14 protein-coding genes and 2 riboswitches are annotated in these 15,445 nt (G+C 66.6%); of the genes, 1 reads left to right on the forward strand and 13 read right to left on the reverse strand.

The window, feature by feature from the left end; genetic code table 11:
- Positions 1–139: 139 nt before the first annotated feature.
- The 10 genes from NFC73_RS12305 to NFC73_RS12350 form a co-directional block, all read right to left on the reverse strand.
- Positions 140–3,175, reverse strand: a complete 3,036-nt coding sequence (locus NFC73_RS12305) for an alpha-mannosidase (protein WP_254750582.1) — start codon at positions 3,173–3,175, stop codon at positions 140–142.
- A gap of 139 nt (positions 3,176–3,314) precedes the next feature.
- Positions 3,315–4,226: a formate dehydrogenase accessory sulfurtransferase FdhD gene (gene fdhD / locus NFC73_RS12310; RefSeq protein WP_254750584.1), complete on the reverse strand. Its 912-nt coding sequence runs from the start codon at positions 4,224–4,226 to the stop codon at positions 3,315–3,317.
- A 126-nt stretch (positions 4,227–4,352) separates the two neighbouring features.
- Positions 4,353–5,744: a molybdopterin molybdotransferase MoeA gene (locus NFC73_RS12315; RefSeq protein WP_254750586.1), complete on the reverse strand. Its 1,392-nt coding sequence runs from the start codon at positions 5,742–5,744 to the stop codon at positions 4,353–4,355.
- A 10-nt stretch (positions 5,745–5,754) separates the two neighbouring features.
- Positions 5,755–6,048: a DUF6457 domain-containing protein gene (locus tag NFC73_RS12320; protein WP_254750587.1), complete on the reverse strand. Its 294-nt coding sequence runs from the start codon at positions 6,046–6,048 to the stop codon at positions 5,755–5,757.
- Positions 6,045–6,755 carry a molybdenum cofactor guanylyltransferase gene (gene mobA / locus NFC73_RS12325; protein ID WP_254750588.1) on the reverse strand — a complete coding sequence of 237 codons (711 nt, stop codon included), beginning with the start codon at positions 6,753–6,755 and terminating at the stop codon, positions 6,045–6,047. Before mobA ends, NFC73_RS12320 begins: the two co-directional genes overlap by 4 nt.
- Positions 6,756–6,846: 91 nt before the next feature.
- On the reverse strand, positions 6,847–7,347 hold the full coding sequence (locus tag NFC73_RS12330; RefSeq protein ID WP_056346655.1) for an HNH endonuclease: 501 nt from the start codon (positions 7,345–7,347) through the stop codon (positions 6,847–6,849).
- 235 nt (positions 7,348–7,582) lie between these two features.
- Positions 7,583–8,329 carry an NlpC/P60 family protein gene (locus tag NFC73_RS12335; protein WP_254750589.1) on the reverse strand — a complete coding sequence of 249 codons (747 nt, stop codon included), beginning with the start codon at positions 8,327–8,329 and terminating at the stop codon, positions 7,583–7,585.
- A gap of 170 nt (positions 8,330–8,499) precedes the next feature.
- Complete coding sequence (locus NFC73_RS12340) at positions 8,500–9,168, reverse strand: C40 family peptidase (RefSeq protein WP_254750710.1); 669 nt, start codon at positions 9,166–9,168, stop codon at positions 8,500–8,502.
- A gap of 70 nt (positions 9,169–9,238) precedes the next feature.
- Positions 9,239–9,401, reverse strand: a riboswitch (cyclic di-AMP (ydaO/yuaA leader).
- Between the two features lie 148 nt (positions 9,402–9,549).
- The gene (locus NFC73_RS12345; RefSeq protein ID WP_254750590.1) at positions 9,550–10,374 is read right to left on the reverse strand and encodes a M23 family metallopeptidase; all 825 of its coding nucleotides are present in this window, start codon (positions 10,372–10,374) and stop codon (positions 9,550–9,552) included.
- A gap of 3 nt (positions 10,375–10,377) precedes the next feature.
- A riboswitch (cyclic di-AMP (ydaO/yuaA leader) is annotated at positions 10,378–10,597 on the reverse strand.
- A 154-nt stretch (positions 10,598–10,751) separates the two neighbouring features.
- Positions 10,752–11,447, reverse strand: a complete 696-nt coding sequence (locus NFC73_RS12350; RefSeq protein ID WP_254750592.1) for an iron-dependent transcriptional repressor DtxR — start codon at positions 11,445–11,447, stop codon at positions 10,752–10,754.
- Positions 11,448–11,724: 277 nt separating this feature from the next.
- Between NFC73_RS12350 and serC the strand changes: the two genes are divergently transcribed.
- Positions 11,725–12,855, forward strand: coding sequence for a phosphoserine transaminase (serC, locus tag NFC73_RS12355; protein WP_254750594.1), 1,131 nt, complete (start codon positions 11,725–11,727; stop codon positions 12,853–12,855).
- 73 nt (positions 12,856–12,928) lie between these two features.
- Here the strand turns inward: serC and NFC73_RS12360 are convergent, their stop codons facing one another.
- From NFC73_RS12360 to NFC73_RS12370, 3 genes are read right to left on the reverse strand one after another with little or no spacing between them, the layout of a single operon-like run.
- Complete coding sequence (locus NFC73_RS12360) at positions 12,929–14,278, reverse strand: MFS transporter (RefSeq protein ID WP_254750596.1); 1,350 nt, start codon at positions 14,276–14,278, stop codon at positions 12,929–12,931.
- Positions 14,279–14,323: 45 nt separating this feature from the next.
- Entirely contained in the window at positions 14,324–14,878 is a 555-nt protein-coding gene (locus NFC73_RS12365; protein WP_254750598.1) for a DUF3027 domain-containing protein, read from the reverse strand.
- Between the two features lie 9 nt (positions 14,879–14,887).
- Positions 14,888–15,271 carry a cold-shock protein gene (locus NFC73_RS12370; RefSeq protein ID WP_056347308.1) on the reverse strand — a complete coding sequence of 128 codons (384 nt, stop codon included), beginning with the start codon at positions 15,269–15,271 and terminating at the stop codon, positions 14,888–14,890.
- Between the last annotated feature and the right edge of the window lie 174 nt (positions 15,272–15,445).

A 15,445-nucleotide genomic window follows, 5' to 3' on the forward strand; every position in this document is an offset into this window, starting at 1 on the left:
ACGGCCGGGTCCCGCCAACCATCATCGAGTGCTCCATGGCGGCCGTTTTGAGCCCTCAAAACGGCCGTGGGCCCACGCCGGCAAGGTTCCCTGGCCGAGCTTGCGAGGCGAGGGGGCCGGTGGGGAGAGCCGATGGGTGTTACCGCGCGAACCTCAGGGTGACCAGCTGGAACGGGCGCAGCGAAAGCTCCACCGACTGCTCTGCTGCGGCAGTGCTGACGCCCGGCGCGTCCGTGGCACGCTCCAGCAGGTCCGTGGCCCGGACGGCCGTGACCGGGAAGTTGGCCGTGATCACGCCGGCGGACCGCTGCCCCAGGGACTCATAAAGGCGGACCACAACATCGCCGGACCCGTCTTCGGCAAGCTTGACCGCCTCGATGACCAGGGCCGGGTTGTCCACGGCGAACAGCGGCTCCACACCGCGGGCGCCCTTCACCAGCCGGGGTACGAGGTTGGTGCGGTACCCCTCCTCCACAGCGTCGGCGATCCCGGCTCCGGGGCGGATGGTCACGGTCAGTTCCTGGTGGCCGCGGTCCGCGGTCGGGTCCGGGAACTTCGGTGCGCGCAACAGGGAGAGGCGCACCGAGGTGGTGGTCCCGCCGTCGGAATCCCGTACGCTCCGGGTGACATCGTGCCCGTAGGTGGCCGCATTGGAAATCGCGACGCCGTAGCCGGGCTCGGCCACGTGGATCCAGCGGTGCGCGCAGATCTCGAACTTGGCGGCCTCCCACGAGGTGTTGACATGGGTGGGGCGGAAGACATGGCCGAACTGGGTCTCCGAGGCGGAGCGGTCCGCCCTGACGTCCAGCGGGAAGCCCAGCTTGAGCAGCTTCTCGCTCTCCTGCCACTCAACGGCTGTGGTGATGGTGAGGGAGCCGCTGCCGGCGTCCAGCGTGATCCGCTGGGTGAGCGGTGACGAACCGGCAACCCGGTCCACCACCACAACGGCACTGGTCCCGGCGTGCTCCACCCGAATGGCCCGGGCCGCCGTGAGGGCGGTGACGTTGCGGCGATAGAACTCATCGATGTCCCAGGCGTCCCACTCGTTGGGCGTGTCCCGGTGCAGTTCCAGCAGGTTGCCGCGCGCTCCGGGAGCGATGGCTTCGCGTCCCGTGGCGTAGTCGGTGAGGGAGGCCAGCAGGCCATCGGCATCCAGTACGGCCCGGATGATGCCGTTGTCCAGCACGTAACCGCCATCCAGAGCGGTCGCCTGGACCGGCTGGCCGGTCCGCGAAAGCTCGGCGGCAGCCAAGGCAGGAACACCGTTGCGCGCGTGCGGTGCGGCGTTGAGCAGGAAGGTCCGCGACCCCTCCCCGAGGAGCGCGGCCGCTGCCTGCGCTATGAGGTTTTCGAGGCTGGCACTGATCGCGGCGTAATTACGTTCCGCGTCCTGGTGGACCCAGGCGATGGAGCTGCCGGGCAGGATGTCGTGGAACTGCTGCAGGAGCACCAGCCGCCAGAGCCGCTTCAGCTCCGCCGCCGGGTACTCGAAGGAGCCTGCGCCGCGGACAGCAGCGGTGGCGCACCAGAGCTCGGCCTCGCGGAGCAGGTGTTCGCTGCGCCGGTTGCCGCGTTTGGTCTGGGCCTGGCTGGTGTACGTGCCGCGGTGGAGTTCCAGGTACATCTCCCCCACCCAGACAGGCAGGGAGGAATACTCTTCCTCCGCCTGGGTAAAGAAACTCTCGGCGGAACCCACGCGGACCTTGGGCGAGCCTTCGAGGTTGGCGGTGCGGCTGGCAGCAGCCAGCATTTCCCGCGTAGGCCCGCCTCCGCCGTCGCCGTAGCCGAACGGGACGAGCGAGGTGTTGCCGCGCCCGTGGTCGCGGAAGTTCCGCTCGGCGTGCGCCAGTTCACGTCCGCTGAGCTCGGCGTTGTAGGTGTCAACGGGCGGGAAGTGCGTGAACAGCCGGGTGCCGTCGATGCCCTCCCAGTTGAAGGTGTGGTGCGGCATGCGGTTGACCTGGTTCCACGAGATCTTCTGTGTAAGGAACCAGCGGCTGCCCGCCGCCTTGACGATCTGCGGCAGGGCCGCGGAGTAGCCGAAGGAATCCGGGAGCCACGCTTCGCGGCATTCGACGCCGAACTCGTCGAGGAAGAAGTTCTTGCCCTCAATGAACTGCCGGGCCATGGCCTCACCCCCGGGCATGTTGGTGTCCGACTCGACCCACATGCCGCCCACCGGAACGAACTGCCCGGCCTTGACCTTCTCCCGGATCCGGCTGAAAAGCTCGGGGTAGGACTCCTTCATCCAGGCGAGCTGCTGGGCTGAAGAGCAAGAGAACACAAAGCCCGGATCCTCGTCCATCAGCGCCACCACGTTGGAGAACGTCCGGGCACACTTGCGGATGGTTTCGCGCACCGGCCAGAGCCAGGCGGAGTCGATGTGGGCATGGCCCGTAGCCACCAATTGATGGGCGGAAGCGTAGGCGGGCCTGGACAGAACTTCGGCCAGGGTTGCCCGCCCGGCTGCGGCGGTGCCGGGGACGTCGTCGGGATCCATCTGGTCCATCATGCGCTCCAGCGCACGGAGGATCTCATGGCGTCGCGGCTGCTCCGGGGGGAGTTCGTGCATCAGCCCGGCGAGGGTCCAGATGTCCTGCTGGAGTTCCCAGACCGTCTGGTTGAGTTCGGCGATGGCGATCCTGCCCAGCCGGTACTGCGGCGCCGTGCCTGCTGTTGCCTTGTCCCCGTACGGTGTGGCGGCGAAGGTCCAGCCCTGCGCCATATCCGGATTGGCGGCCGCTTCAACGTAGAAGTCAACGGACATGCCGCTGCCCAGAAGTTTCAGGGGAATGTACTGGTTCCGGGGCGAAATAGCCTTAATGATGGTGCCGTCAGGTCGCCAGGCGATTCCCTCGCACTGGAATCCGGGGGCTTCGTTGATGAAGCCAAGGTCCACCACGATTTCGACGGCGGTGTCCGGGCCGGTGCCCCAGGCCTCCGGGACGTCGCCCTGCAGGCGCAGCCATTTGGTCCCCCAGGGCCTGCCCCAGGCAGCACCGTGTTCCTGCGGCTCGAAGTGATTCCGCAGTGCATCCATCACAGACACCGGTTCGCCGGGCGCATCCCAGCTGCTCAGGTTCAGCGGAACGGTGCGGGCGTAAACGGCGGGAATGATCCGCTCGCGGACGAACCGGTCCAGGCGGACTTCGGTGATCCGGCGGTCGTCATGCAATGTAAACCCTCTTAGGTGCTTGAACTGGAGTGCTCGAATCCGGACAAAACGCGTCCAATCGATGGATAAAATCTACCGGCTGGTAGCTCAATAGCCAAGCGTCACCGGAAATCTTCGCCGAACTGTGCTGGCGCCGTTTTTATCCCGGTATCTTCGCGCTTTCCTCCGCCGGGTCCTCCCCCGGAACCGGCGCGGCGGGCAGCGTAATCCTGCCCTGCCCGGCGTAGACATTCAGGCTCGTGCCCCGGCTGAATCCTGCCAGGGTCATGCCGCTGGCCTCCGCCAGCTCCACAGCAAGGCTCGACGGCGCACTCACCGCCGCCAGCACGGGAATGCCCGCCAACGCTGCCTTCTGGACGAGTTCAAACGATGCACGGCCCGAGACCTGCAGGACCAGCCCGGTCAGCGGAAGCAACCGCTCCCGCAGGGCCCAGCCAACTACCTTGTCCACGGCGTTGTGGCGCCCCACATCCTCACGCAGGCACAAAAGCTGCACGCCGCCGTCGTCCGCTATGCGGAAGAGGCCCGCGGCATGCACTCCGCCGGTGACGTCAAAAACGTCCTGCGCTTCGCGGAGCCGCCCGGGCAGGGATGCCAGCACATGGGCGGGCACGGTCAATGGATCCGCCGCCGGGCTGAAATGGGAAGACTTGCGCACTGCCTCGATCGAGTCCGTGCCGCAGATACCGCAGGAGCTGGACGTGAAGACGTTCCGACCCTTCGCCGGGAGTTCGACATCGGGCCGCAGCTGGGCTTCCACCACATTGAACGTCTGGACGCCGTCTTCATCCTCGCCGGCGCAGAACCGCAACGACACCAGCTGCTCCGGGGCCCAGATGATCCCCTCGGACACCAGGAACCCGGCCACCAGGTCAAAGTCGTCCCCGGGCGTCCGCATGGTCACCGAAAACGACAACGCCCCGATCCGGATTTCCAGCGGCTCTTCGACGGCGAGGACGTCCTCGCGGTGGCGGACCGGGAACTCAAGGGCATTGGGTGAGCCATCCAAAACATATTTGTGCACCTTGCGGCGCTGCGTCACGCGCCCCATCGGCGAACCGCCAGACTGTCTTGAAGGGCCCCATGGATGTTCCGGACCTGCCGGCTGGGACTGTTCATAGGTCCATCATTGCACCACTGGCCGGGCTGTGGCGTACGTGGTTCCGCAGCACGGCGCCTACCCCAGCAGGGCACTCCAGTCCACCGGACCGGCGGGCTTGGCAGCGTCCTTGCCAGCTGCCCGGGTGGCCGGCTTAGCGGCGGGCCGGCCCTTGGGCTTGGTACCCCGCTGCGCGGGCGCGGGTACCGGCGGCCCCCACGGCAAAGCGAACGCCGGGACTGGTTCGCCCAGCTGCACGCCATGCGGCGGAACAACCATCACACCGTGCGCCGATGCCAGTCCGCGCATCATCCCGGGACCCGTGTGCGTGGCCGGTGAAGCCATCCCGTACAGCAGCCGGAAGGGCATCAGCCTGGTCCGGCCCGGCTCAGGCTCGATGGTGGTCCCGCACGGGACCTCCTGCACCGGCGGCAGGGTGCCGTGGCCCAGCGCCGCCAGCAGCGGTTCGCCCACCGTTGACAGCGCCATCATGGCGGCCAGCGGGTTTCCGGGGAGCCCAAGGACAAAGCGACCGTCGGGGAGCTCGGCCAGGACGGCCGGGTGGCCGGGGCGCATGGCGATGCCGTCGATAACCAGCCGCCCGCCCAGTTCCGCCACAGCCCGGCGGAGGTGGTCGGTGTCCGAGACGCCAGTACCGCCGGTGGTGATCACGACGTCGGCAGGCAGCGCCGAGGGGTCCGGCACCTCGGGCGGGAGGTCAGCCAGACCGTCCAGCCACTCAGCGTAGGAATCGCCGATCCGCTCCTGGCCGCCGTTAATACCGCCGAGCATTTCCACAACGGCCGCGAGCTGCGGACCGAAGGTGTCCCGGACCTGTCCGGGGACCGGCAGCCCGTGGGCCACAACTTCGGAGCCGGTCAGCAGGAGCTTAACCACCGGCTTGCCCTGGACCAGCAGGTCATCGTGCCCGGCCAGGGCCGCGACCGCCAGATGGGCCGGGTTAAGTGATACGCCGGCCTTGACCAGCACCTCTCCCGCAGCGGCTTCCTCGCCGGCCTTCCTGATGTGCTGGCCGTTCCCGGGCTCGCCGGGGCGGGCGGTGCCGCCGGTCATCAGCAGCGGCAGGCCGTCGTCGTCCGTTCCAAGCACGGCACTTTCGCTGCGCAGGACCGCTTTGGCACCGGGCGGGATCAGTCCGCCGGTGACGATGGGGCTGGCCTGGTGGGGTGCCAGCCGCTGGCCTGCCTCTGCCACGATCCACGGACCGCTGCCGTTGACGGCCCATCCGTCCATCGCAGACGACGCGTAGTGCGGCATGTCATGCAACGCGGTGATGTCTTCGGCCAGGACCCTGCCCAGGGCTTGGCCCAGGGGAACCCGGCCCGGCGGAATCGGCGTGGCGACATCAAAAGCAGCCCTGCGCGCCTCTTCCCAGGTGTGGGCCAGGTGCTTCGCCGGGGCTGGCTGCTGCTCGGGATTTTCGGATACGTCGCCGGGGGCGGCGGTCATTGAACGGGAGTCATTCGACGGGGGTCCCGGCGGATTCGGCGTCATAGTCAGCAGCCAGGGTGCGGGCGCGGTCCATGGCAGCGGCCATGGCGGCGGCGTTGGTGGCCTGCCCTGCTCCCGCAGCCAGGCCGGCGGCGAAACCGGCAATAAAGGTGGTGAGCGGGGCGGCTGGGCGGACCACTGAGTGCGCTGCCACGCCGGCCAGCGACAGGATGGTGTTGACGTCGATCTGGACGTCCTCCAGTTCATACGCCTGGAGCAAGGACCTGCACCATTCTTCCAGTGTCTCTTCCTGGCTTTTCACGCTCTGCCTCCCAAATCGTCTGCGGCAGTGTTGCCCCGGAACCCGGCTAGGGGGTCCGGACCGGCCACTCCAAGTGCGGCGGCATCGTCCCAGGTGTCCACGTCTGCCGTGGAGCCGGCCGGAACGGCGACAAGCTGCACGTCCAGACTAGCAAGGAGTGCCCTCACCGAACCGTTGATTAAGCGTCCCGTGCTTTCCAGTTCCGCCACCGAACGTTGTAGCGCGGCCGTGCTATAAAAACCGACCAGCGGCTGACGGCGGCCATCGTCCGAGACGGCCACCACGCCGTCCGGCCCCAAGCCCGCGGGCGCTCCGGCCGTGGGTTTTCGCGCACGCAAAGTAGCCTTCAGCGCCGCCACCGCCTGCTCCACGTTGGGCATGTCGCAGGCCAGCACCAGCGTCAGCCCGGGGCGGCTGCCACCCGCGGCGGACAGGGCCGCGAGCCCGGCCGCGATGGCGGCCGCCGGTCCACTAAAGGGGGGTTCTTCGCGGCAGCGGAGAAATCCGGCAGGGACCTCGCCGGCCGGCACCTCCCCGGCGTCCGGACCAACCACGACGCCGGCCCGGGCTCCGCTCGCAGCAGCGGCGGCGCGGCGCAACAGGGAGTCGCCGTCGTACGTCAGACTCTGCTTGGGTACGCCACCGAGCCGCGACGAACGGCCGCCGGCGAGGATGACGGCATCGAAGTCGAGGGGGTCAGCGTCCACCCTCCCAGCTTAACCGCGCGGGCTGGAATACTGCGCGGGGCTGGAACTGAGGGTGCGGACCGGGACACGGTGGCCCGCTCACGCGGCCGGCTCAGGCAGCCCGCTCAGGCAGCAGGAACGGATCCCAGGCCGGAGTGGGCTTCTCAAGTTCCTTGATCTGCCAGATGGTGCCATGCGGCGGTTCCGGATCAAACCTCAGCTTCCAGCCCATTTCCGCCGGCGTGTGGTCGCCCTTGGTGTTGTTGCACCGGAGGCACGCGGCCACCAGGTTCTCCCAGGAGTCGGCGCCGCCGCGTGATTTGGGCTGCACATGGTCGATGGTGTGGGCACCTTTGCCGCAATACGCACAGCGGTGGCCGTCCCGCCGCAGGACTCCGCGGCGGCTGACTGCGGTGCTCTGGTTGTATCTGGGGCGGATGTAGCGGTTCAGGAGAATCACGGACGGTCGGCCCAGGATCTCCTGCGGTCCCACCACGGGGTCATCGCCCTCGGCAATGACACTGGCCTTGCCCGTGAGCACAAGCACCAGCGCCCGGCGGAAGGTGACTACCGCCAGCGGTTCATATCCAGCATTCAGAACGAGAGTGCGCATGCACGTACCTCTTTGTGGCCGCACCCGTCAGGGGCACGAGGGCCGGCTGCCCCCGGCATATCCGGGCTATGGATCGACACCACAAGAGTAAACAAAGAATCCCGGGATCAGCTAATCGCAGAAGTATCCGGGATCACGTGTCGGGCCCAGGCGCCCGTCCGGTTAAGGCGTCAGTCCGTAGACAGCAAAGGACCCCCGCCGTGAGGCGGGGGTCCTTTGAACACTCAAGCAGCTGCTAGGACACGCGGATGAAGACCGGTCCTGAGCCAACGTTGGCGCTGAATACTACGGTCTGGTTGCCGTTGTAACCGCCGTGGACCGCCTGGCCGTTGCCGGCGTATACGGCAATGTGGGCCACGCCCGCGCCGCCGTCGGCGTAGTAGATCAGGTCGCCGGGCTGGGCCTCGGCGGCGCTCACGGTCTTGCCCAGGGACAGGTAGCCGGCGGGCCAGCCGTGGTAGTTGATGCCCACGGCAGCCAGGGAGTTGGTCACAAGCATGGTGCAGTCCTGGTTGACGCCGAGCTGTGCGTAAGCAGCGGACAGGATGGCAGCACCCTTGCCGCTGGCGGCGACCGGAGCCGAGGGAGCAGCCGGAGTTGCCGACGCTACCTTGATGGTTGCCGCGGCCTTGGCCGGAGCCGGAGCTTCAACAACAGGCGCGGGAGCCTCAACGGGAGCCGGCGTGGTGGTCACTGCAGGCTTCTCGTAGGAGATGGCAATGGTGGAAGCAGCCGAAATGATGGCCGGGGCGGAAACCTCAGCCTCAAGGTTCGAAGCGGACGCAGCTTCACGCTGGACGCCGGTGTCGGCCGCGTTCGCAGCGATACCACTGGTCAGGACGAGGCCGGAAGCAGCAGCGATAACCGCAGCCTGGCGGCCCATGCCGCCGGCGTTGTCGCCGACAGCCTTGGCAATGACAGCCAGCGAGTTGGTCTTGGTGACCTCGGCGCGGTGCCGTGCAACAGTTGCACGTGTAGTCATTAATTTTCTCTCTTTCGTTTTCCTCAGGACCGCGTGGGCAGCCTGAGGGCTTTGGACGCGCCGGCATCTTGGGGGTACGCCGGCACGTCCCGAACGGGGATTTAGCGAAAGGCTCCAGCGAAGAACGGCTCCGGCAGCACGGGGCTGCAGGAACTGCTGGATTGCAGGAACTACGGGGCCAGCGTGAAGAAGGATCCGCTGCCCGTGGAAGCCACCGAGTGGAGCAGCGTGCCCTGTGACGGGTTCAGTGCGCTGATCATCATGCCGTTGCCGACGTAAATGCCAACGTGGGCGCCGCCATTCTGCATGACCAGGTCGCCGGGGGCCGGTGTGGCGGTGGGCCGCATGGCCGTCCAGGCATTGGTGCGGGGAATGCTGATGCCGGCCTGGGCGTAGACCCACTGCGTGAAGCCGGAGCAGTCCCAGCCATTGGGAGTGGTGCCGCCCCAGAGGTAGGGGTTACCGATGCCGGTGTAGGCAAGTGCTGCCAGACCCGAAGCGGCAGCAGAGGAGACAGTGTCGGCGAGCTTGGAGGCCGCAGCCTCGGTTGCACCCTGGGCCCCGGTTTCGGAGGCCGTGGACTGCGCACGGACCCTCTCAACCTTCGGCGCCGGCGTCGTCCTGATGACGGGGCGTTCGAAGGAAACGGTAGCCGTGGGCGCGGCAGTTACGGCAAGTGCCGTCTGCGCGGAACCGGACTCGGTAGAGGCGGAAACGCCTGCGGTGGAATCCGCGGCGTTGGCCGGAAGCCCCATGCTCAGGATCAGACCTGATGCAGCTGCAATAACAGCAGCCTGGCGACCTACGGTCCCGGCATTGGCACTGACGGCCTTGGACACGGAGCCCAAGGGGTTAGTGCGAACCGGTTGTGCGCGGTGACGCGCAGAAGTATGGCGTGAAGACACGAAGGTAGCCTCTCCCAATGCCTGCGAGGTGAGCTGTCGGATTCGGATGGGAGTCACCCGGCCGCGCTGCTTCACAGTGGAAGCTTTGCGACTTAACCCCAAGGCCCTCAGAATCGAAGACCAAAATTGGTTCCCCCGCCCCTGCCAGACGATGTCATGCGAACGGACCTTGAGCGGTGGCAGAGCTAGGCAATCCACTCAAGAACGTCAACTTCGGAAAAGTTGACGCGCTTTAGACGTTACAGGAGTTCCGAGCCAATGTCACATTCAGGTCACGGCACGTCGCTGCGATTCGAGAGTTGGCCATCATTTGGGTCAGAGCCAGCCGGTGGGGTCAACGACTTCGCCATTGACCTGGACCTCGAAGTGGAGGTGGCAGCCCGTGGACGCGCCCGTGGTACCGCTGAGGGCAACAACATCGCCGCGGCTGACGGTCTGGCCTACCTTGACGCTGGCTGAGGAGAGGTGGTTGTAGGTGGTTTCAAGGCCATTGCCGTGATCCACCACCACGCGGTTGCCGCCGCCGTACTGGTGCCAGCCAACGAAGGTGACGGTACCGCTGGCAGCGGCCAGGACAGAGGTTCCGCACTGTGCCACGAAGTCCTGGCCACGGTGGAAGTCGCCGGAGCCGCCGGTAATCGGGCTGACCCGGAACCCGAAGGGTGAGGCCGTAATCAGCTGGGCCAGCGGCGAGCCAAGGCTTCCGGCAGAGGCGGCGCGGGTAATGGATCCCGCGGACTGGGCGCTCAACAGCTGCTTCAGCTTGCCGTCGGGATCACCCTGGGTCACCACGGACGAACGGCTGAAATCAATTTGGGCGGCGGCTTCCGCGGTCACTTCGGGCTGCGGAGCAGCGGAAACGGCTGATGCAGCCTGGCCGGGTGCCGGAGTGGCCATCACGGGGCCCGTCACAGGAACCGTTACGGTGAGAGCCAGGCCTGTTGCTGCCAAGGCGATGCCGGCCTTCTGGCCGAGGCCACTGGCGGCGGCGAAATCCGTCATCTGCCGGAAGGGCCCCCGGCGGCGGCGGGCTTCCCGCTGCGGGTCGCGGGGCCTCTCCGCGGTGAGATCCTCGGCCACCCTGGGCGCCGAGACGGGACCCGCCGCGCGACGGCGGCCCCTGGAGTATTGCGTGGTCAAGAATGTTCCTCTCTGGGTAGCCTGCGAAGTTAGCTGTCGGATTCGGGTCAGAGAGTTCATAGACCCGGTCCGCCGTGACAAGCACTTTGGCGCAGGGATATCCCGTGAGGATCCTTCGCTGGAAGAGGCTTGCTGCTGACGGACTTAACCCCAAGGCAGTCTTACGACTACCGGTTGTGGTTCCCCCGCCTCTGCCAGTTGGTGACTGATGCACCTGATCCGCTGGCAGAGCTCGGCTCCAGATCAGGTAACGCTTTTGTATCGACGCTGAGGTTCAACTATAGGTGATTAACTTGGACAGTAACAATTCCGTTATCTTTGCGGAACCTTGCGTCGCTGGGCTACGGCGCGGCTCCTCGCGGCGGACCGCCTACCCGTCAACTGACGGAAACGAAGACGTGGGATGCCACTTCCGGTGGCAACTCGAGCGCCCCTTCGATTCCCGGAACCCGCACGGAGATGTACTCCCCTACGCGCTCCAGGGACACCGTGGCACCGGGCCTGATCCCGCCTTCATCCAGCTGGACCAGCAGCTCAGGTTCCACCTGGATGGGCTCAGCCAGCCGGCTGACTGTCACGTTCGACGCCGGCCCGTAGCCCTGCATCGCATCAAGGAGATTAATCACAGTGGCGTCCGGCAGCGCGGGCGCCGGCCCGCCCAGGGCGGCCAGCCCGGGGATGGGGTTGCCGTAGGGAGAATCCGTGGGGTGGTTGAGCAATTCGTAGATGCGCTGCTCAACGCGTTCGCTCATCACATGCTCCCAGCGGCACGCTTCATCGTGGACATAGGCCCAGTCCAGGCCAATCACATCCGCCAGGAGCCGTTCCGCCAGCCGGTGCTTGCGCATCACTTCCGTAGCGCGTTTCCGCCCGGCCTCGGTCAACTCCAGGTGACGGTCTCCGGAGACCACAACCAGTCCGTCGCGCTCCATCCGGCCGATGGTTTGGGACACCGTGGGTCCGGAATGCCGCAGCCGTTCGGCGATGCGTGCGCGAAGAGCCACGATGTTCTCTTCTTCAAGCTCCAAAATGGTCCGAAGATACATCTCCGTAGTATCGATCAGATCCGTCATCCAGCTCAGCTCCTCGAGCGCAGTACCTTGCGTTGTCCCACCGTATCGCGTCCCGCTCAGCGGCGAGGTCCGCTAAAAAGCTTAGCCTATTTTGAATTTGTCTGGATAATGCTCGGGCGGGGGCAAACGGTCTCATTGGCCGGACTATGACGGCCCCGGTTCCCCGCCCAATCGAGGGTTCAGGCAGAATAAAGAAGGTCCTTATGCAGTCACCGCCGACTACCGGCCACCCCACCGCCCGGACGTGAGCCACGTCCATGCCGAAATTGGAGCCCCCGTGAGCGAAACCAGCATCACTATTCCCGCCGACCTCCTGCCAAAGGATGGACGGTTCGGCGCAGGACCCTCCAAGGTCAGGCCGGAGCAGCTCGAAGCGCTCTCAGCGGCGTCCAAGACCATCCTGGGCACCTCCCACCGCCAGGCTCCGGTCAAGAACCTCGTGGGCTCCGTCCGTGAAGGCCTCAGCCAGTTCTTCCGCGCCCCCGAAGGCTACGAAGTGGTCCTCGGCGTCGGCGGCTCCACCGCATTCTGGGACGTCGCCAGCTTCGGCCTGGTGGAAAAGAAGGCCCAGCACCTGTCCTTCGGCGAGTTCGGCTCGAAGTTCGCCTCAGCCACCAACAAGGCACCGTTCCTGGACGCCTCCTCCATCATCAAGTCCGAGCCCGGCACCCGTCCGGTATCGGCCGCCGAGGCTGGCGTGGATGTGTACGCCTGGCCGCAGAACGAAACCTCCACGGGTGTCGCGGCTCCGGTCAAGCGCGTCGCGGGCGCCGACGCCGGTTCCCTGGTCCTGGTGGACGCTACCTCCGCAGCCGGCGGCCTGGACGTGGACGTCTCCGAGGCCGATGTCTACTACTTCGCCCCGCAGAAGAACTTCGCCTCCGATGGTGGCCTGTGGCTGGGTCTCTTCTCCCCCGCCGCGCTGGAACGCGCCGCCCGGGTCAAGGCCAGCGGCCGCTGGATCCCGGATTTCCTGGACCTCCAGACCGCCATCGACAACTCCAAGCTGAACCAGACGTACAACACGCCGTCGCTCTCCACCCTGGTGACCCTCGACGCGCAGGTGCAGTGGCTGAACGCCAACGGCGGCCTGGACTTCGCGTCCGCCCGCACCGCTGACTCCGCCGGCCGGATCTACTCCTGGGCCGAGGCCTCCGAGTACGCCACGCCGTTCGTGGCCAAGGCGGAGGACCGTTCCAACGTCATCGCCACCATCGACTTCGACGACTCCATCGACGCCGCCGCGATCGCCAAGGTGCTCCGCGCCAACGGCATCGTGGACACCGAGCCGTACCGCAAGCTGGGCCGCAACCAGCTCCGGATCGCCACGTTTGTTGCCATCGAGCCGGCTGACGTCACCGCGCTGCTGGCAAGCATCGACTACGTGGTGGGCGAACTGCGCAAGTAGACCACCCTCGCGAATGGACACTTGGGGCCCGGGCCCAGTGTCCGTTCGCGCTGTCTTGTGGTGGCGCCGGCTGTCAGCGTCCGACGGCGTCGCCCGGGTTTTCGTCCCGGGCGGCGCCGTTTGCGTTGTCCTCCGGTTGTTGGACGCCCAGGTTTTGGACGCCCAGGTGGGAGACGACGCCGAAGTAGCGCAGGCCGCGGGCGCGCCGGTTGAAAGTGAGTCGGAGCCGCTGGGCGCGGATGATCCAGATCATTCCGATCACCGCGGCGATGATCCCGGAGGCGGCCGCAACGGAAAGCGACCACCGGGGGCCGGCGACGTTGGCCACCCATCCCACCAGTGGGGCACCGATGGGTGTGCCGCCCATAAAGATGGCCATGTACAGTGCCATGACCCTGCCCCGCATCACGGGATCGGTGGTGGTCTGGACATAGCCGTTGGCACTGGTCATCATGGTGATTGCGAACAGGCCCACCGGCACCAGCGCCACGCCGAACCAGAAGTAGTCCGGGGCAAGCGCGGCCAGTCCCGAGGTCACCCCAAAGGCGGCCGCCGCGCCGAAGATCATCCGCAAACGGGGCTTGCCGCGGCCGGCGGAGAGCAGCGCGCCCGCCACGGAACCGATGGCCATGATGGAATTCATGAGCCCGAACGCGCTGGCGTCCAGCCCGAATTCCGTGCCCACCATCGCGGCGATGAACAGCACGAAGTTAAGGCCGAGTGTTCCCACGATGAACACGGCCACCAGGACCACCCCAATGTCCGGCCGGAACCGCACATAGCGCAGCCCTTCCCGGATCCGGCCCTTGCCCGGAGCCGCCCGGGGAAGCTGCCGCAAGGACGCCGTCGGGATCTTCCACAGGCTCAGGAGCATGGCCAGGAACGTGAAGGTGTTGATCAGGAACACCCAGCCGGGACCCACCGCCACGGTGAGGACACCGGCCACGGCGGGCCCGATCATCCGGGCGACATTGAAGGAGGCGCTGTTCAGGGCCACGGCGTTGGGCAGGTAGTCGTCCCGCACCAGTTCAGAAACAAAGGTCTGCCGCACCGGGGCATCGAGGGCTGAGACCATGCCCAGCAGCAGGGCGAAGCCGTAGACGTGCCACAGCTGGCCGGCTCCGAGCACCACGAGGATGCCCAGGCCGGCGCTCAGGAGAGCCATCATTGACTGGGTGATGATGAGCAGCTGCCGGCGGCTGTACCGGTCCGCCACGAGGCCGGCCACGGGGGCAAGGAAGAGCTGCGGCCCCAGCTGCAGCGCCATGGTGATACCCATGGCCCCGGCGTCGTGATCGGTGAGGTGGTCAAACACCAGCCAGTCCTGGGCCGTCCGCTGCATCCAGGTTCCGATGTTGGAAACCAGCGCGCCGAGGAACCAGATCCGGTAGTTGAGGATGTGCAGGGATTTGAAGGTGGACATCAGTGCCGGCCTTCTTGGTTCTTAACCCTGCGCATTGGCAACTGCTTAGTCAGCCTCGCCGGCGGGCTCGTCGTCTTCGGAGTCTTCGGATTCTTCGTCCGGGTCCTCGGACCCGGGGGTGTCAGCTTCGGCGTGCGAAGTGTCCGGCTCCGCAGCGGAAGCCTCGGCAGCGCGCGGCTCGTCTTCCTCTGCCGACTGCGCGTCCTCGGGGCGGACACGCTCGGCCCACGGCACCCACTCCGGGGAGAGGATGGACTCCTCGCCCGGCAGGAGGCCAAGCTCGCTGACCGTGACCACCTTGGAGCGCGAGTTCCTGGTCAGGACCGCATACCACTGCCAGCCGTGGTATCCGGCCATTTTCGATTCGAAGAGGTGGGTGACCAGGCGGTCGCCCTCGCTCTTGGCCGCCAGGTGCGCACCGATGTCCGACGCCGCCGCGATGCCTTCGATGGCGGTCCGCGCCTCGCCAACAGCGGCAGCGAGGAAGGCATCCGGCTTCCCGGTACGCCACACGGGCACGCCGGCGCGGCGCTTGGCCTCGGTCTTGGGGCCAGCCGTCTCCGTTGCCTTGGTGTCCGGCTGTTCAGCTTCCGCGTTCATGGCCAAGACCTAAACGTCCAGCTCGTCGGCAACCTTACGGAGGGCAGCCGCGATGGCTTTTCCCTTGTTGCCTTCCGGGTACTTGCCCGCGGACAGGGTTCCGGAGAGGTTGTCCAGCACGCTGACCAGGTCCTGGACCAGCGGCGCGAGGTCGCGGGCGCTGGGCCGCTTGGCCTTGGCGATGGACGGGGTCTTGTCCAGGACGCGCAGGCCCAGGGCCTGGGCACCCTTGCGGCCGTCGGCAACGCCGAACTCAACCCGGGTGCCGGCCTTCAGTTCCGTGATGCCTTCGGGCAGCGATGATTTGGGCAGGAAGACTTCCTGGCCGTCCTCGCCTGCGAGGAATCCGAAACCTTTTTCCTTGTCATACCACTTGACCTTGCCGGTAGGCACGTAATCAACCTTCTTCGTTCTGACGTCTTCTGACACGGCCGGCCGTCACCGCATCCGCACTGATGTGCGGGTTCAGGGTATGACAGCGACGGACCGTGTTGGTCTGTTCTTCAAGGTTATCCTGCCGGGGGCCGGAATCCTGCTTTCACGCACCCTTCGTCCTGCCGCCTGCCT

The organism is Pseudarthrobacter humi (assembly GCF_024294965.1).
Classification (GTDB): Bacteria; Actinomycetota; Actinomycetes; order Actinomycetales; family Micrococcaceae; genus Arthrobacter; species Arthrobacter humi.